The following is an 18,429-nucleotide window of genomic DNA, read 5'->3' on the forward strand; positions in this document are numbered from 1 at the left end:
TCATGTTTAGCTTTTATTCTGGATTAGAGGCTGTATATAAGGGTTTTTAGATAAGAATGGGCACAAAATTTAGTAAAATCCTTGATTTTAGTCCGTCAAAATTCTTTTTAGCTTTAAAAAAAGAATAAATATCAAACCTAAGAGACCAAAAAGGTCCAAAGCTTTTTCCTTTATTACAGAGAAAAAATTATCCGCTATTTTGTCGCGATCATTTTAATCTTCAGGCGCTACGTTTAAGTCAGCAATAATTACAAGATCAAATATGGCACAGGCCCTGCTCTATATCAGATAAGATTTTATTTGGAGGATCTGATAAAAATGGGACGTGCAGTGGTTTTCAAGGTATACATATTTATTTTGTGGGCTGTTGTGACAATGGGCCAGCAGGTGTATGCGGCTTCAGAGATCAGCTTAAATGCAAAAGATATGGCTTTTTTAAAAGCCGTTAAACAAGAGACATTATCTTATGTCCAAGATCAGACTGAAGTGACTGAAGCTTTTAAAGCGTGTATAGAGCGCAATATCTGTGATGCTAAATTTCATGTGATAGATAGCTCAAACCTTCCCTTTGCTATGGTTTTTGACAGCAAACAAGAACTTTTGAATCTGATTCGCAGACTTCACACCAAATTTAGAACCCTAACTGCTTTAAGAAATAAAAACATGTACGAATCTATTAAGGTGCAAGACCTGGCGTTTTTATCCCCGATGGCTGGCTTACCTGCAATGAGATTTACAACATGGGGCGAGTATGGCCGTGCTGAAATGAACAGGATTTTTAAAATTATAGAAGATGATAATAAAACCAAACAAGAGTTCAAAAATCAATTTGGCATTAGTCAAAGGAAAGATTACAGAGAAGATTATCACACAGATTATAATTTAGAACTTATGGCTATTGATAATTATGAAGTGCAAATGAACCAGATGCTTGCCGCAATTCCTATGTTTAATGAAGTGATGTTTGCAGAAGTAGGGAGACGAGAATCGGAGCTTTCTGAACGAGCCATAGTAGACAAGATGAATGCGTTTTTGAATAATTTAGCCAAAAGCAGAAAGACTGTAGAGGCTATTGCCGATGATAATGTGGTGGACACTATGATGTTCCCTGTAATGGTCAGCCAAGTTTTAGCAAAAAATCCTGACATGGTTGCATCTTATGAAAAATTAAGTGCGTTTGCCTTGGCAAGAAAAAATTTATTTACAGCTTTTGTGGATAAATTTACGAACGCCATGACTTGGGCCCTAGTTGGATGTGTTGCGACCAGTATTATTGTACCTCAGGCAGCACCCTTGATCATGGGGGTTTGTGGAGCGTTGGGACTAGGCACTTTGACTGTGATGGTTGCACATACTTTGATTGAAATTGACAGGATCAGTCCTTTAGTCCGAACGGGACTTGTAGACCCTTCGAACTTATCACATTTAAATTCGGTTTTGGCTCATCAGCTGCTGATGGCCTTTATTATAGGTACGGGTGCTGTGCCCAATATTCTTAAGTTAGCCAAATCAGCTACATTTACGGCACCTACACAATACTACTCACAAATGGTCAAAGAGATGTCTAATAGAGCCACATCTGGGCAGGCATGGAAAGCCTACGCTAGGGAACACCTTGAAGGGGGAAGGCAGCAACTGGCAACAGTAGTAAAGGGGTTTGCCAAAACTAATGCTAAAGACCTCACAGCCAGAGTGCCTGCTTCGACAGTCTACCAAGCCTATAAGCTAGTCCCTACGTCAGTGCTTATGAAATATGATCTGTTTGAGATATTCACATTGTCAGATTCTTTACGTTTGCAGATGTCATTACTGGCTGTGAAGTAAAAATAGGACTTTAATATAATATTTGTGTAGATTGTTTCACAATTACTAGAAGTGCGCCATACTCAAATTATGGCGCATTTTTTTTTAGCAGGGTCTCATAATAATTTATGTTTATCATTGGCCGTCATTGTTCAAGAAGAACTTAAGGACAGTCACATTATCTATCTGAAAAGATCTAATCAAGACAAAGAGTTTCTTTATTTCTTTAGAAACCAAATGCAGGAGATGGGTATAACAGTGAGTTTTCCTTGCGAGAGACCAGTGAGGTCCAAAAGGGATGCAAAAGATGACAAAGTTTATGGGCGCAGGATAAAATCAGTCATTAAAAAATTAAAGAAGAAAAAAGAACCAGGTTCGTATTATTTTTTTGATGATCGTACGGTGGAAAGCCAGTACATCAGTAGTAAGGTTATGAAAAAGGCCGATAAAGCCTTTCTGGTTCAAGATGAAATGAACTTTTTTGTCCCGTCAGCTCAAAAGAAAACCTCAGCTGTAATGCATTTTTTTAAAAAACTAAAATATGGTTTTTTTCTAAAAGACTTAGTGCAAGTGGGACAGTTGCGCAAATATGATGGATTATTCTGCTTAAAGCCTGAAGCTATGCTTGAATCATATAAGCAACTGACTCGTGTGAATCTGATTCAAGCTAAAGCCCTCTTTAATACGTATTTAAGAAATATTTCAGCGTCTTTATTTAATGAAAAATTTGAAGAATTTTTTGATCTTACTGAACGCGAAACTCTGATTTTTTTGCCAAAGATTATAAATGCAGAGGAAATTACAGGTATAAGGGTAGAGCTGCTGCATAAATTTGCAGGGCAAAAGTACCCTCATAAGTTTTTTATAAAAAACCATTCTGAAGGCAAGATTATTATTAAAGAGCAAGATATTGGGCATGGACTCAAGTTTGTTCCCAATGGGATACCAGATGAGTGCTTTTTTGTCTTTGGTGAGGAAAGATCCTTCAATTATTATATGGCCCCGTCTATTTCTCTTTTGTTAATTAAGCTTAATAAGTCAGCAGCTAAAGTATCACTTATTGGTGCGAGTAGGGACGCTGAATATGGTGATGGAATTCGGGAGTTTATGAAAGTGATGGTGTAAGCTTTGGGCGAAAAAAGCACATTGCTCTAAGGCTTATTTATGTGTCACGTGAAGGATCTGGCACGTATTTCTATACTTGAATTGAAATTAGCTACTTATTTATATGCGATGAGTTAAAGGCAGTTATAGATTTATAGTGCTGTTATATTGTGTCCGCCATGGCATCAAAAATGGGGTTGGGAATGGATAAGGCGGACAGATTTATATTGGTAGACTTTGAGTTAGATATTTATAATGAATTTGTAGCGCAGGGGATGCAGCCAGAATTCTTCTACCTTAGAAATTATGCGAGATATAAAAAAAAAGTAAATAAAGATCAGCGTATTATGGATTTTGATGTCATGAGGTGGGCAAAATTTGAATGGCCTGCTCGTGAAGAATATTTAAATAATGTGGAATATCAAAATCTTATTCAAAAGGTTTTTAAGTTATTGATTGAAGATGGGCTATACAGTCGATTTTATATTAGAGATAAAGGTGAAAGATTTTCTGTAATACCACGATGGGGATGGGTAGATATGTATAATCATATTTACAAGTCGCTGTATTATTACTTAGATATTATTGTTAAATATAAGATTACAAGTATTATTTGTTCAAAGATTCCACACGAGGGCTCCCTAGTTATTTTGTTTTTGCTAGCTAAAGAAATGGGTTTAGAGTGTATCGCCTGTCATCAAAGTCAATTTTCTAACTGCTTTTGGATTACTAAAAATGCGAGTTTTGGTACTTTTTTTGAGAGACAAAATATGTTGACAACAAAGCAAGAGAAAACACTTGTAATTCCCGAAGTGAAATCGCCGCATTACATGAAGACCGTTGTGAATCGTAAAACTATATTTAATTTAAGGGTAAGAAATATTTCTAAAACTATTTTAAGAACACTTGCGTTGGTGTGGATTTTTAATCCTGATAAATATAAAAAAACTTTTCATGGCTTATATAGGAGTTTTCAAAGGCTTCCACTTACTAGAGATTATAGTAAAACTGTGCGGTTCAAATCTGAAGGAGAATATGTATATTTCCCCTTGCACTTGCAACCAGAAATGACAACTGATAGCTTGGGCATGCAATATGCTGACCAAATAAATGCAGTGGAAAAATTGAGATCCATGATTCCTAAAGAATGGATTATATATTGTAAAGAAAATCCAAAGCAAAATTTATTTATGAGAGAAGATGATTTTTATTATAGGCTGGCAACAATACCAAATGTGCAAATTGTTGATGTTCATTCTAATACCTTTGATTTAATTAAATATTCCAAGTTTATTGCAACAATAACAGGAACTGCGGGTTGGGAAGCCTTACGTATGGGAAAGAAGGTTCTATTATTTGGTGATGTTTGGTATCAGGACCTAAGTGGTGTATATAAGGTCCGAGATATTGTTAGTATAGATGAAATGGAGCTATCAAGTTCTATTGAAAGGAAAAGTCTTGAGCAAGGCTTTTCAGCATTAACAAAATACTTGCACAAGGGAGTTATAAATAGCGCTTATAAAGCTATGGTCGAAGAATATGACGATGCAGAAAATGCAAAGTGTGTTGTAAGTAGTATTTGTGAGGCGGTGAACGGTGGTCTTGATAAGAAGGTAGAAATAAGTTTATAAAGATAAACATACTGTTTATTTCATGTTTAAGATTGAAAATATCTTTTTATAAAAGGATACAGTTTGAAGCTTTTTTTTCTTTAAATCTTCTAGATAAGGACTTTGCTTATTAGCAAGACATTCATTTAAAGCTATAAGTGTCTTATCGGAAAAATTTGAATTAATATCAATGCAACGATGTTCTATATTTAAATCTGTAAATAAATAGTGCACTCTGTCTAATATCCCTAAGCCAAGTACGGGCTTTTCCATTGCTAGGCTGCATACATTTGAGTGGAATCGACTTCCTATTACTGCGGCACTGTCTCGATAAATAGAGAACAAAATATTAGTACCATCGTTGCCCTGTAAAAGTGGTGCAATAAAAATATTGGATCGATATTTATAACCACTTAGTGGCTTTATTATATCGCATATAGCTTCGATATCGCTGAAAATATGTGGAACAAAGATTACTTTCATTTTTAAAATATTAATAACGTAGTCTAGTATTTGTCGCATTTCTATTAAATATTCATGAATATCAAAGGCTGTTCGGCGAGAGCTTTTCATGCTTAGTTGGTCAGCAGTCACATTTATAGCAATATATGGCTCTTCGCATTTTAGTATTTGTTTAGACTCTGAACTAGTATAAAAAAAGCCATGATCTAGTATCTCTGGAATAGTTTCGAAATACTTGAAACCGATGTTGTTTTTTAAATTCAAAATTGAACCATCATTGCGAAGGGCAATATGAATATTTGCATTTTCAAAGGATGCATCTAGAAAACTTCTAAATTTTTCAATGTTTCCATCAGGTATTTCTTTATGTGGGTGGCATCCAACGCTAGTGATTAAAGTTGGTATTTTAATCCGACTTAGATTTTCTCTACTGATGTCAATAGTTGTACCTGTAGCGCTTTCAGGTAACCAATAATCTAAAAACCCACCCCCACCAATTACAAAAAGGTCAAAAGTATTTATATAATCAATGAACGCGGAATTGAATTCCATGCGATCAGCTTCTTGGTAATTTTTATAAAACTTTCGAATTTCAAGATTTGTTTTTTTAAAATATGTAAGATTTTCTTTTAATATTTTTTCGAATCCTATGTGACTGGCGTTATCGCCAATATTTCCATAAAATGAAGCGATATGTAAAATATTAGTCATTTAATTCTCTATGTTAATTAGATTTTTTTCTATTAGAAATTCTGCATAAAGCCAATCATCCATTGTGTCTAGATCAACAGAGGCTCCGAGCCCTTCCATTATAAATGGGATTATTTTGTTGTTAAGATAATTTTTTTCCTTTTTTAAAAAACTAGTGTCAGAAAGGTATAGTGACCCATTGTGTTCATAGGTTAATGGGAAATCTTGTCTTCGCAGTTGAGTTGTACTGGGTATAATTTGTTTAAGCTTGTTGTCGCATATCATAAATGAGTACTGAGGGGGCTTACGTTGTTTAATTACAGACACAGACATTAAAGCATTTTGATCAATGGTTGTCTCAATAATTCCATTGATATCTTGGTATGACCTAAAGGGCGACGTGGGTTGAAGAAGAAGTAAATAATCATATTGTTTATTTACTTCTTCTAAGGCGTGTAGAATAACATCCATGCTTGTGCTTGTATCTAGCGCTAAGTGGTTTGGACGAATAAATGGTACTTTACATCCGTATTGTTCTGCTATGGCTGCGATTTCATTATCGTCAGTAGATAAGACTATATCGTCTAGATATTTGGATTTTTTTGCTGCTTCAATAGTCCACGCAATAAGTGGATGTTTGCCAAGTTGTTTTATGTTCTTTCTTGGAATTCCTTTGGATTGACCTCTGGCAGTAATAAGCGCGAGAATTGTTTTGTTTTTATACATACGGGTTTTGATATAGTTCAATAAATTGTTTTTGATTTGAGATATTCCAAACGTTATTACTGAGTGTATTTAAAAAATGTTCAGCGCTTTTTCCATATCCGTAGTGATGGCAGATTGGGAAGCGTTTATTTCCATGTTCAGCAATTGTTTTAAGTATAAGATTGTTCTCAAAAGGAATGTCGGCAATGGACGTATGTTTAAAACGACGGTTCTGCCTTGTGCCTAAATTTATAGTTGGTATACCGTAAACAGGGGCCTCGTGTATGCCACAGCTAGAGTTGCCGATAATAAATCTACTATTTTTTAATAGGGTTAAGAAATATTCAAATCTAAGGGAGGGGAAAATTTTAAATTTGCTGTTTTTTTGAAACAGCTCATAAGCTCTGAAAATATGATTGGAGCCAGAATCATTATTTGGATAAATAACAACATAGTTTCTGCCTGATTCCAGCAACGCTTGTGCAAATATTTTTGCATTATTAAATGCAATTTCTTGGTTTTCGGTTGTAACTGGATGCAATAATGCAATTGAGTAATCATCAAATTTTATGTCATAGTGTCGTTTTACTTGTGACAAGGAGGGAAGGTCATCGGACAACATTATATCAATATCAGGGGAGCCAATATTAAATATGGCAGATTTGTCTTCTCCTAATTGCAGCAAACGTTTTTTTGCATTTTCATTAGCAACAAAATGTATATGTGAGAGTTTGGATACAGAATGTCGAATAATTTCATCAATTGTGCCTGAGACCTCTCCGCCTTCAATATGGGCAACTAAGATATTCTGTAATGCACCGACGGAGGCACCAGCTAAGGCTTCGACTCGATCTCCATGTACTACAATAAGGTCAACGGGATTTTCGTGAAGATATCGACTTAGACCAATGATTGTATTAGCTAATACAATTTCCATATTGTCATTTTCAATTTGGTTAAGAAATATAAATGTATTCTCGAACCCTGATTTTTCAATCTCAGTAAGTGTTCTGCCGTATTTACTCAATGTGTGCATGCCAGTGACAAAAATTTGATATTCAAAATCGTTAGAGTATTTGACTGAATTGATAAGTGGTTTTAGCTTTCCAAAATCGGCTCTGGTTCCAGTAACGAATAGTATTCGTTTTTTCATTAAACAATATCCTTCCAACTAAGGTGTTCGTCATTGGAGATATCTCTTGCTGCTTTCTTTCCAAGTACTGTTTCGAAGAATTCGGCTTTAATTTCTCCTGTTCCAGGTCTTTTTACCCAAATATTATCTGTTGTGATTGCCTCACCTTTTTTAACGCTTTTTATAGTAACGACAGTGGCGTAAGCAAAGTCTCTAGTAACCTGTTCTTCTTCGAGTAAGCTATTTTTTGTGCCTCCTCGTTCTTGTTGCAGAATATTGCAACCATCAATTAACTCTCGAAGCGTAGTCGGATCCATAGAGCATATGATATCAGGCCCCTGCCGATCCATTGAATCCGTAAAATGACGCTCTAAAATAGATGCACCTAAAGCAACGGCTCCAAAACAAGCTAAGTTATTTGTTGTATGGTCAGAAAGACCAATAACTGCGTCTGAAAACTCATTTGCTAAGTCTGTCATTGCTCCGAGTCTAACCAAGTGAAACGGTGTGGGATATAAATTTGTTGTGTGCAGAAGAGCGTATGGGGTTTTGTGTTCCCTAAGAATTTCCACTGATTTCCTGACACTCTCTAGATTATTCATCCCAGTACTTAAGATAATCGGTTTGCCTAAGCGAGCTATATGTTTAATTAGAGGATAGTTATTACACTCGCCAGAACCAATTTTAAAAGCAGGAATATCAAACTTTGCTAAACGATCAGCGGCAGCTCTTGAAAATGGTGTGCTGATAAAGATGGCGCCTTTAGATTGTGTATATTGCATCAACTCGTATTCTTCGTCTTCGTTTAAGGCGCATTTTGACATTATTTCATAGATAGATTTATCGGAGTTTCCAGGAATAACTTTTTTTGCGTGGGTGCTCATTTCATCATCGATAATATGTGTTTGATGTTTAATAACCTCTGCGCCCCCAGAAATTGCAGCGTCAACCATTTGCTTTGCAACTTCTAAAGAGCCGTTATGATTTATACCTATTTCAGCAATTACAATTGGCGGGTATGCATACCCTACGGGGCGATCACCAATAAAAAAATGAGGGTAGTTCATAATGCTCCTAGTGCTTTTTAAGATGAATCTACTATGGAAATTCAAATATTTGTATATTACATTGTAAGCACAAGCAGTATAGTTATCTGGCAAATATATGGAAAATTTCCAGTAGAATTTGTGTAAAATCGGTACCGTGACACGAAACGACGCGAAGCGTTAAGTCTGCCGAGTTCAATAGAAACTATATGCCTTTATGTAGTATTGAGGGCTTATACGGGATATATCTTCAACTAAGAAGGAACTTATTTTGAAAAATATAGTTGTAATTTTAGCGGCAGGTTCTGGGGTCAGAAGTGGCTTTAATACCCCTAAGCAATTGGTAAAATTAGCAGGGCGTCCTGTTGTTTCACACGCTATAAAGCCTTTTGAGGTGAGTTCATTTATTGATGAAATTGCCATTGTAACTAGTCCAGATAGCTATACTGAAATTGAAGCTTTAGTTCATAAAGAGGGATACAAAAAAGTTAAAAAAATCATTCTAGGTGGTAGAGAGCGTTGGGAATCCTCTTGGGCTGCCATTAGTGCTTATCGAAATGAGTCAAGTAATGAGGAGCTAAATTTAATTTTTCATGATGCTGTTCGCCCTCTAGTCGATGAATTTATTGTTGAACGAGTCGTTAAAGCCCTGACGGAAAATTCTTGTGTGGATGTGGTTATCAACACTGTTGATACGATTGTTGAGGTTGATGATTCAAATAACTATATAGGTAGAATTTTAGATAGATCTAAGCTGCGTAATGGACAAACCCCACAAGGCTTTCGCTACAATGTTATTAAGAAAGCCTATGAAAAAGCTATTGAGGACCCTAATAAGGTTTTTACAGATGATTGTGGTATTGTTATGAAATATCTACCTGAAGAGAAAATATATTTAGTGGAAGGAAGCTCTTACAATCACAAATTAACCTATAACGAAGACCTCGCTATTTTAGATAAGCTTTTTCAAATGAAGAGGAACTTGGTGACAACCTCAAATTTGGATGAAGGATTTTCTAAATGTTTAGAAGGTTTAAAAGATAAAGTGGTTGTCATTTTTGGCGGAACAAGTGGAATTGGCGAAGAGATTCAAAATATTTTACAAAATGCAGAAGTTAAGTCTTATCCTATATCAAGGAAAACAGGTTGTGATATTGCGTCCATAGAGTCTGTAGAGGCTGCTTTAAAAGAAATCAATGCTAAAGAAGGAAGAATAGATTTTATTATAAATACTGCGGGTATTCTGCCGAAACAATCGTTGGCGTTAATGGATTACAAAGATATTCATAATTCAATTGCCATAAACTATTTAGGAGCAGTTAATATTGCTTACGCGGGATTTCAATACTTAAGTCAAAGTTCTGGTGGGCTTCTTTTGTTTACATCAAGCTCTTATACATACGGTCGAGCGTTTTATAGTCTGTACAGCTCCAGTAAAGCGGCGATAGTCAATCTTGTGCAAGCTTTGGCTGAAGAATGGGGTGATTTTGGTGTTAATGTAAATTGTGTTAGCCCAGAAAGAACGTTGACCCCGATGAGAATTGCGGCTTTTGGTAAAGAAGATCCTATGACTTTGCTAAGTGCGGTGGATGTTGCTAAAGCTTCTATCAAGATTTTATGTATGGAAGAAACAGGTCTTGTGATTGATGTTAAAAGACAGCCCTGAGTATTGGCGTGTGACTCACGCTTGATGCGGAACGGCACTGGCTATCTGTTTGGTGTATTGGCTCTTCATATTTTATAATCCTGAACAATGAAAGCTGTACTGTTCTGTCAAAATCCATATGCGTTTGGCATTCTTAACCCAATCAAAGAAGAACTTTTGTCACAAGGTGATACCTATATGTGGTATGTGCCATCAAGATTATTGGCACAGTTTCCTTACAAAGAAGATGTTTTTACTACATCTATAAAAGAGGTGGCTGATTTTGTTCCTGATGCGCATTTTGTGCCAGGGAATGAAATACCGTACTATTTGAAGGGTGTAAAAGCGCAGGTTTTTCATGGCCTAGCATCTGAAAAGAAAGGCCATCTCCATATACGTCACTATTTTGATTTATACTTAACACCAGGACCGCTTTATACGCGGGACTATGAATTTCTTAAAAACCGTTACCGTAATTTTGAAGTGGTAGAAACAGGATGGTCCAAGCTTGATCCTTATTCATATAAGTACAGCGAGTTAGATGAAGAAAAGAGGCGTTTGTTAAAAGAAACCAATACCCAAAAGATAATTTTGTATGCTCCCACTTTTTCGCCTTCTCTGACTTCTGCTCCTTATATGGTAAGCGAAGTGGAAAAGTTAGCTCGATATCCAGAGTATTTAATATTGATTAAGTTTCATGATTTGATGGATAAATCGTGGGTTCAAACTTATGAAGAATTGGCTTTAAAATATGAGAATATAAAAATCGAGAAGAACCACAGTATTTTAAAGTATCTTTTAATGGCAGATTTGATGGTGAGTGATACCTCATCGGTGATTTATGAATTTTTGCTTTTAGATAAGCCAGTAATCACGTTTAAGAATATTTCTCGTAATATTAAGTGGGATAATCAATTAGAGTACAAAAATTTGGATACACAAGTCCGCATCAACCTGCAGGATGATCCGTATCGTGAGAATCGTAAGTATATCTTTGATCAATTTCATCCCTATCGAGACGGAAACTCTTCTCGGCGCATGGTCATGGCTGTTAAAGACTATATTGTTAAATTTGGTGTTCCATCTGCAAGAAAGATATCTCTTCTAAGGAAGCTCAAAATCATTAAGATGTTTGGGCGAATTTAATTATTGAGCAAAAGAGCATAGATTTTTATTGTGGATTATTCTTAATATAATCTTTGTAAGGTAGATCCAAATTTAAGTATTTTACTTTATGATGTGATTTTCGTGTTTCTACTGGAGGTAATTCCATGTAGTTGCCGTATAAACAGCTTAAAAATTGTTCGTACTCTTTCGGTGCCCACACTTCAAAATCATTGAAAGGGAGTCGTATGCGTTCGTCATACCATGATTTTTTATGTATCTCTTTTGTCTTCCAGGCTCCAAAATAATTTACAATGTACTCGGCTTGTTCCCAGGGTATAAGTCTGGCTAAGTTATCAATTTTTTTTAAAATGGTCTTTTTGGAATAAAATAACTTTGCTATCGAAGCAAGAATGTAATGTCCCATTCTGTGTAATAGAACAGGGGAGCGAGCTTTAAGTGTGAATACTCTGCGATACACTTTTAAATAGAAGCGCATTTTTTTGACATTTTTAATTTGTTCCTTCTTATTAGAAGTGATGCCGTCTAATGGAAAAATATCTATATAGATACCTCTCGGGAAAGGCTGTGTGAAATTTGCTACTAAAGTCGTTCTTGTGTCGTAGAGTTTGGCATAGTGATATGGAAAAGTATCGTTGTCATGATGAGTTTCAAGAACATAATGAGGCGGTAGCATTTTGTGGGCATTAGCAATGAAGGTGTCGTATTCGGGTCTGGGGATCGAGATGTCGATGTCGTCATCCCAAGGAATAAAGCCCTTGTGACGAATGGCACCTAATAGGGTTCCGCCAACCGCATAATATTGGACATTATTTTGGTCTAAGATTGTAACTAAGTCTTTAAACATCGGGCTTAGTCTTTTTTGTAGTTCTGCTATTTCGATCTCTGCTTGCATAGAGTAAGTAAGTTACGATTTATTTTGATTTAAGTCATGGTGGCTTTGACTGAAGATTGTTGCTTTGCGTCGGCCTAGTGCTGAATGAAGAGGCTGCTTAGAAAATTTGGCTTTTATTATAAAAATATCCGTAACCCAGATATTTCAGTATATCTCCCCAATTAAATCATATTTGACCCTGCTATGGATTTTGAAAGGCCTTAGTTTGGTAATTTCTTGACATTTTTATGTATATACAATACACTACAGGAGTTGTTTTGGATTTTTCTTGGGATGAGACAAAAAACAGAAGGAACTTTAAAAAGCATGGCATTTGGTTTGATGAGTCGCTCAGAGGTGTTAGATTATGAAAAAAAAATATAATTTTTCTGGAGCTACAAAACGTACTTCGCGTGTAAAGCGTCAAATTTCCGAAGACACTGTGAAGGTTCCGACTAGTATTCGTTTGGATGGCTCCTTGCTTGCTTGGTATAAAACTGAAGCTGAGAGGTTGGGGATTCCTTACCAAACATTGATAGGAAGCATTTTACATAGATATGCACAATCTGAGCTCATAGATCGTGAAGAGGTTTATAGAATTAAAAACTCTGGATGAATAATTAGCTTTTTTTAAGAAGAAGCTCATTTAGCTAAATTTATTTTCTAAGGCATTTTTAATTCTTTACAAAATTGGATAAAAGGCAAAACCCTGCCGTTAGGAGCACTTCCGTAGTCTTGTGTTCCCAGGTGAACTTGATAGAAGGCGGGGATGTCGGTGCGCTCCTTAAAATATTGGATATGTGTCGAGAGCTTTTTTTCTCCAGTTTTACATTCTACGGCAAAAATGGGTTTTTTGTTTTTTAAAACTACAAAATCTATTTCTCGTCCATCTGTGTCTCTTAAATATCGAAGCTCCATATTATAACCTTCGGTGTCTTCAATATAATGACAGAATTTTAAAAGCTGGCTGGCCACTAAATTTTCGAATCGAAATCCTCTTTCATCGACTTGGGACCAATCCCATAAGTAATATTTTTGAAGTTTTTTAACGGCTCTGATTTTTTTTGCGCCATAAGGAGCTATCGAAAAGCAATAGTAAAGGTGAGACAAGATTTCTAACCAACGTTTAATAGTGGGTTGAGAGACTTGTAAGTCCTCTTCGAGACTTTTTAAAGAAAGTGGGGACCCGACTCTAGACGGGAGAAGCTCTGCGAGTAAAAGTAAAAGAGATGTGTCTTTAACATTTTCTAAATCATTAAGATCTTCGTAAACAACTTTTTGCATTCGGTCTTTTTGCCAAATTCGGTGTTCGTTCTCATTTTTTGCAAATAAGGGTTCTGGAAATCCTCCAAATTGAAGTAAATTTTCTAAGTCTTTAGGGGAAGGGTTTTTTTTGTATTCTAAAGCAGAAAATGGATGAAGGCGAAAATATCTATACCTGCCAAGTAAGGAATCTCCTCCCTTTCTGAAATAATCTAATTTTGCTGACCCAGTTACAATAAACCGATGATCTTCTTTGTGTTTGTCATATAAACCTTTTAATAAGTTTCTCCATTTTCGATACTTATGAATTTCATCAAAAATGAGAATTTTTTCTTGTAAAGGAAGCTGATTTTTCAAAATAAGAGACTTATCTAAGGTGTCATCCCAATTTAAGTAGGATTTGTTTTTAACGGTTGAAGGCGAAACAAAAGCTAAGCTTAAAGTGGTTTTACCCACTTGGCGAGGACCTCCAATAAAAACCATTTTTTTGTTTAATGCGGATTGAATATGGGGGCTGAGGTATCTTTTTGTTTTCATTCAAGACTTCTTCCTTTAAGGATTGTGTTTAATAAAGGTATGATAGCGAGAAGGTAGTCTAGCTATCAGTGCCATTACCTACACTTAATACTATTTTAGCGTTATGAGTAGTTTAAAGTCAACTTTGAAACACTCATGAGTAGTTTAAAGTTGACTTTAAACTACTCATGATAAGGTTTGTTCTAAAATAAGACATCGTGGGCCGCATTTTATACTAATCGACTTTATCAAGGCCTTTACGGGGTGGTTCCAAGCTTATCTAAAAATATCCGAAACTCAGCATCCATTGTGTGGATGCTTCAATTGCGCTGGATTTAAGCTTGTACAGATTTTGCGAGGACTTGGTTTTGATTCGTTTGGACTCTTTTATATACGAAATAGAAAAGATGGGTCCAAATATCATCTCATTATGAAGCGGTTTGGGCTCCTTAATTACCGATTTTGACCTGATCTCGCTTTATATTGGATTACACTAGGGTAATAAAAATCTTTACTTATTATATTTAATAAGTTGTAAGGATAGGCAACTTGGGTCAATGGCAAGTCAGATTTGAAAGTGCGAAATTATGAAAAGAATGAAAGATGTATTATTAAATGTAGATGATTCAGAGTACACAATTGGTCAAATGGTGAGAGCTTTTAGAAAAGGGAAAAACTTAACCTTAGAACAAGTGCAAGAGCTAACGGGCATTTCCATCACCAACCTTTCGGCTATTGAAAACGATAAAGTTGATCTTGGTGTAAAAAGAGCCAGTATGTTAGCCGTAGCATTTGGTGTTCATCCTAGAGATATCTTATTCCCGAATGACAAATGGGAAAAATCTAAAGAAATTCAGAAGATTGAAGCTAGAGCAAGAAAAATGACAGCGGTTTAAAAATCAGAGATTTAGCTTTCTTATCCTGTCCCATAAAAGAGCTTCGGGGATATCCATCTTAAGTGCTGACATGCATTCGTTAAGGCGGCCTCGGCGTTCTTTTAAACTTTCTATGGCTTTGGTGAGATCGCTTTTAATGCTTTCCCCGTAAGCTTGTTGTGCTTTTCTAATGGCTTGATGAAGCTGAGACGAAGGTATTGTAAGCATGGCCAGATCAATAAGGTCTCTGCTAAAAACACTATCGTCTGACCAACGATCAGAGTTAGCTAGTAGCTTGCTTGTTGCCATATCAAGCGGAGTCAAAGTGGGTACACCACATACAATGTCCTTAGTGTTAGGGGAGTCTAAAGAGACTCTTCCTTCAAAAATAATTTCAAACTTAATTTCAACATTACCCTGCTTAATCATGGTTCGAATCCCATATTGATCTGTGCGGACGTCACGAGATACATTTATCTGTAAACCTTGGCGAATAAGGGGTGAGAGGTCGTTTTTTATTTTAATTAGCTGTCTTAATTTACGATAACCCTCTAAATCCGATATTAAAAAATCAATATCCACAGATTCGCGATATTCACCATGAGTTAAGACAATCGCAGTTCCGCCACCAAAAAGACACCCATGTGCTCTGAGTGCTTCAGCATCTAAAGCTTGGAGGACGGTGGCAATTCGTAAATGATGATCTCTTTTAAACAAGCAGTTTCTCCGTACCAAATAAAGCCATAAGTTCTTGAATCAGTTTAAGTTCTTTGGATTCCATTGCATTTAAGTCTATATGACGCCAATTGCGTTCGTACAGATTCAATGCCTCTTCAGGACTAAGTGTTTGAGTTTGTTTAATTTGCCATGCCAGCTTTTTTAACTGGGGATATTTGGACAAAGATATTTTACTTTTTTGAGTTAAATTAAGCTTGGAGGTAGACTGTGTTTTTAACTTAGGATCAAAAAGTTGAAGCTCGAGTCCTAGTACTGAAATCACATTCATGTACGCGCCTATTGTGACCGAGGTTTCGCCTCGCTCAATCCGATCTAAAGTCACACGAGAAATTCCTGCGGCCTCTGCAGTGGCTACAGCAGATATTTTTAAACCTTTACGCCGCGCACGTATCTGCTGCCCCAAATGGAGCAGTGTTTTTTTTAATTTAGGGCCACTTGGCGGTGCTTTTGCTGGCATAATGTATCTCATTATATCGGTTTTTATTAAAATGTCTATAATGAGATGCGTTTTTTCTTATGTTAAGGATCCTTATGTCTCAGAATAAAACAGATAAAATGCGCTAAGCTTACCTAGGGTAACACGCAATAATGGTCATTTTTGTGGCCATTAAATAAGAGTTTGGCCATGATTATGTGCTTTTAAAATTACAAAAGGATTTTAAAAATTTGAGTCAAAGTAGATAAAAAATTTAAATAAAGAGAACCTTACTTGAGTTTAAACCGTTCCTTAATCTCAAAATCTTTCCCATTAAAGGAAATCTGTGCCGCCTCCACATAGGGGTCATGTTCAAAGAACAGATACCAGTTGTCTTTAGAGGCCTGTTTTAGGATATTTTCTTTTTCTTCTAAAATAAGAATAGGTTGAATGTCATATCCCATCACCCAGGCTAATTTAACGTGGGTGGAGGTGGGGACAAGGTCGGCGCAGTAAAAAATACTGGTTTTGCCATCAGAGATTAAAACATTCTGTTGCCCCAGAGTGTGTCCATTGGAAAGGCTGACGCTAATATGTGGGGCGATCTCTGTAGGGCCATCTAAGACTTTCACGGCATCACTAGCAAACAGAGGTTCAAAGTTAGGTGCGAGGTAACTGGCACGCTCTCTGCGGTTGGGTTTACGAGCCGTATCAACATTGGCCTGTTGAATGTAGTAGGTGGCGTTAGGAAAGGTAGGGACGATACGGCCTTGAGGGTCAGCGCACGTTGCTCCACCTGCATGATCAAAATGTAAATGAGTTAAGATGACATCAGTGATTTGATCTGGGGTGACGTTATGTTTTTTAAGTGAATTTAAAAGTGAAGTCCCAGATTGGTCGACCCCGTACATCTGTTCAAACTTACTTCCAGCAGCTTCTCCGTACTTGGCAATAAAATCAGAACCATTTCCCGTGTCGATTAAAATTTTTCGATCATCAGAAATAAGCAGCAGTGTACGACATTCCATTAAAATTCGATTTTGTTCATCTGTGGGATTAGTTTTAGACCAAAGGACCTTGGGAACTGTGCCAAACATAGCCCCACCATCAAGGCGAAAAAGCCCCGTAGGTACACTATAGGCTTTGTAAGGACCAATCTGTAAGGAGATGGGCTGGGCTTCTGGTGTGGTCATAAGGGGCTCCTCATTTTTGAGTGATATTCTTTTTATTGATGAATAGCGCAAAATTTATTTTAACAATACTACTGCTGTTTCGATGAATATAACAAAATCTATCTCTTGAAGACAGCTTTATCCAACTTAAAACGCGAAATTGATTATGTTTTTGTTGTAGTGGAGACGGCTTTCTGGGGCGGCCGAGTAGGCGGCGGCAAGGACGATAACGTCCCACCAGAAATGGATGAAAGTGCTTTCTTGAATGGACCAGTTGTTTCTGTGGGTCACGTAGGCGTCGTAAAACCCAAAAAGAGTTTGCACAACTGGAACAGGATTGTCACTGCTGATGTGTGCAGCACCAAAAATGACAGAACTGATAATGCTACCCCAGATCTCGGAATCAGTGGTGGTGGTCATATAGGGATATAAAAATCCTCTAAAGAAGGCCTCTTCACCCACACCTGCTTGATAAGACGTTGCAGCCAAAAAACCTGTATCTGATGCGGCCACTTTTCTGGCATTGTCATCTTTTACGTTCGAAGCTAAAAGCGCACCAGCTAAAAGCAAAGGTACAATCGTAGTCGGTCGAGCTAAAAACTTAAACTTAAACGGTGCGAGCATCACCCCTTCCATCGTGTCACCGTTATTTTTAATGTAAGCATATCGTGTATCGCCTGAGGATTCGGCGTAAGTTCTAAAAGAGTGATATGCACTTAAGAACCCCGCAGCCATTGTGGCTTGGGCGGCTACTGAAAGTAACTGGTGTGTGGGTTCGGTGGGCATTCCCCCTTCTGAATCTGTTTCTGTATTTATGAGATCTTCGTTGTTGATCTTTTGTGCGGCCCAAACTGTAGCCCCATACCCTGCAAGTGCGTAGCCCGAATAAAACATCCCAGCAGAAGTTTGTCCTGTCAGCCACTGATCCAGTCCAGGTAAAACAAAACTTCCTAAAGCAGGGAATAAAATGTATTTTCTTGTGCGTACACTTTTAAAACTAAAAAAAGTAGAAGATTCAGAAAGAAGCAAAGGTGTAGAAGTGTCTTCCGCAGGCGTTGAAGTGATGGATCGTAAGTCTTCTTCTGAAGAGGGCATAGAGTTCGTATTGGATGCCAGAGTCAATGATGATGTATATAAACGAGGTTTAAAGTCTTCAAAGGAACGGGCTTGAGAGGATAAAGATAAAAAGACACTTAAGAATGCAAATGTCCACGGCATAAAACGAAAAGCAGACTGACTTGTCATAGATTTTCC

The 18,429-nt window shown here is 36.8% G+C and carries 17 protein-coding genes; 7 read left to right on the forward strand and 10 right to left on the reverse strand.

Annotated features, from left to right (window positions below):
* Positions 1–369: 369 nt before the first annotated feature.
* From M9899_05905 to M9899_05915, 3 genes are all read left to right on the forward strand, one after another.
* Positions 370–1,824, forward strand: coding sequence for a hypothetical protein (locus tag M9899_05905; GenBank protein MCO5113690.1), 1,455 nt, complete (start codon positions 370–372; stop codon positions 1,822–1,824).
* A gap of 69 nt (positions 1,825–1,893) precedes the next feature.
* The gene (locus tag M9899_05910) at positions 1,894–2,928 is read left to right on the forward strand and encodes a hypothetical protein (GenBank protein ID MCO5113691.1); all 1,035 of its coding nucleotides are present in this window, start codon (positions 1,894–1,896) and stop codon (positions 2,926–2,928) included.
* Between the two features lie 182 nt (positions 2,929–3,110).
* Positions 3,111–4,538, forward strand: a complete 1,428-nt coding sequence (locus M9899_05915; GenBank protein ID MCO5113692.1) for a hypothetical protein — start codon at positions 3,111–3,113, stop codon at positions 4,536–4,538.
* A 15-nt stretch (positions 4,539–4,553) separates the two neighbouring features.
* Here M9899_05915 and M9899_05920 read toward each other — a convergent pair whose 3' ends face one another.
* The 4 genes from M9899_05920 to M9899_05935 are packed head-to-tail and all read right to left on the reverse strand — an operon-like array spanning position 4,554 to position 8,573.
* The gene (locus M9899_05920; protein ID MCO5113693.1) at positions 4,554–5,690 is read right to left on the reverse strand and encodes a polysaccharide pyruvyl transferase family protein; all 1,137 of its coding nucleotides are present in this window, start codon (positions 5,688–5,690) and stop codon (positions 4,554–4,556) included.
* Positions 5,691–6,395 carry an acylneuraminate cytidylyltransferase family protein gene (locus tag M9899_05925; protein MCO5113694.1) on the reverse strand — a complete coding sequence of 235 codons (705 nt, stop codon included), beginning with the start codon at positions 6,393–6,395 and terminating at the stop codon, positions 5,691–5,693.
* Complete coding sequence (neuC, locus tag M9899_05930) at positions 6,388–7,527, reverse strand: UDP-N-acetylglucosamine 2-epimerase (GenBank protein ID MCO5113695.1); 1,140 nt, start codon at positions 7,525–7,527, stop codon at positions 6,388–6,390. The genes M9899_05925 and neuC overlap by 8 nt, the downstream gene beginning before the upstream one ends.
* A complete protein-coding gene (locus tag M9899_05935) occupies positions 7,527–8,573 on the reverse strand; it encodes an N-acetylneuraminate synthase family protein (protein MCO5113696.1) in 1,047 nt (348 codons plus the stop codon). The genes neuC and M9899_05935 overlap by 1 nt, the downstream gene beginning before the upstream one ends.
* A gap of 250 nt (positions 8,574–8,823) precedes the next feature.
* Between M9899_05935 and M9899_05940 the strand changes: the two genes are divergently transcribed.
* Complete coding sequence (locus M9899_05940) at positions 8,824–10,218, forward strand: bifunctional cytidylyltransferase/SDR family oxidoreductase (GenBank protein ID MCO5113697.1); 1,395 nt, start codon at positions 8,824–8,826, stop codon at positions 10,216–10,218.
* A gap of 87 nt (positions 10,219–10,305) precedes the next feature.
* Complete coding sequence (locus tag M9899_05945) at positions 10,306–11,343, forward strand: CDP-glycerol glycerophosphotransferase family protein (GenBank protein ID MCO5113698.1); 1,038 nt, start codon at positions 10,306–10,308, stop codon at positions 11,341–11,343.
* Between the two features lie 25 nt (positions 11,344–11,368).
* On the opposite strand, the gene M9899_05950 is transcribed toward M9899_05945, so the two are convergent.
* Positions 11,369–12,169, reverse strand: coding sequence for a LicD family protein (locus M9899_05950; protein MCO5113699.1), 801 nt, complete (start codon positions 12,167–12,169; stop codon positions 11,369–11,371).
* A gap of 394 nt (positions 12,170–12,563) precedes the next feature.
* Here M9899_05950 and M9899_05955 point away from each other — a divergent pair, with 394 nt between their 5' ends.
* Complete coding sequence (locus tag M9899_05955; GenBank protein MCO5113700.1) at positions 12,564–12,812, forward strand: BrnA antitoxin family protein; 249 nt, start codon at positions 12,564–12,566, stop codon at positions 12,810–12,812.
* A gap of 47 nt (positions 12,813–12,859) precedes the next feature.
* Here the strand turns inward: M9899_05955 and M9899_05960 are convergent, their stop codons facing one another.
* A complete protein-coding gene (locus tag M9899_05960) occupies positions 12,860–13,996 on the reverse strand; it encodes an ATP-binding protein (GenBank protein ID MCO5113701.1) in 1,137 nt (378 codons plus the stop codon).
* 566 nt (positions 13,997–14,562) lie between these two features.
* Here M9899_05960 and M9899_05965 point away from each other — a divergent pair.
* Positions 14,563–14,871, forward strand: a complete 309-nt coding sequence (locus M9899_05965) for a helix-turn-helix transcriptional regulator (protein ID MCO5113702.1) — start codon at positions 14,563–14,565, stop codon at positions 14,869–14,871.
* A 3-nt stretch (positions 14,872–14,874) separates the two neighbouring features.
* On the opposite strand, the gene M9899_05970 is transcribed toward M9899_05965, so the two are convergent.
* The 4 genes from M9899_05970 to M9899_05985 form a co-directional block, all read right to left on the reverse strand.
* Positions 14,875–15,567, reverse strand: coding sequence for a nucleotidyl transferase AbiEii/AbiGii toxin family protein (locus tag M9899_05970; protein MCO5113703.1), 693 nt, complete (start codon positions 15,565–15,567; stop codon positions 14,875–14,877).
* Positions 15,560–16,045 (reverse strand): helix-turn-helix domain-containing protein, encoded by a 486-nt coding sequence (locus M9899_05975; GenBank protein MCO5113704.1) that lies wholly within the window; start codon positions 16,043–16,045, stop codon positions 15,560–15,562. The genes M9899_05970 and M9899_05975 overlap by 8 nt, the downstream gene beginning before the upstream one ends.
* A gap of 248 nt (positions 16,046–16,293) precedes the next feature.
* Positions 16,294–17,196, reverse strand: a complete 903-nt coding sequence (locus M9899_05980) for an MBL fold metallo-hydrolase (GenBank protein ID MCO5113705.1) — start codon at positions 17,194–17,196, stop codon at positions 16,294–16,296.
* A 126-nt stretch (positions 17,197–17,322) separates the two neighbouring features.
* Entirely contained in the window at positions 17,323–18,420 is a 1,098-nt protein-coding gene (locus M9899_05985) for a CPBP family intramembrane metalloprotease (protein MCO5113706.1), read from the reverse strand.
* Positions 18,421–18,429 lie beyond the last annotated feature (9 nt).

It is taken from the genome of Pseudobdellovibrionaceae bacterium, from assembly GCA_023954155.1.
Taxonomy (GTDB): domain Bacteria; phylum Bdellovibrionota; class Bdellovibrionia; order Bdellovibrionales; family UBA1609; genus JAMLIO01.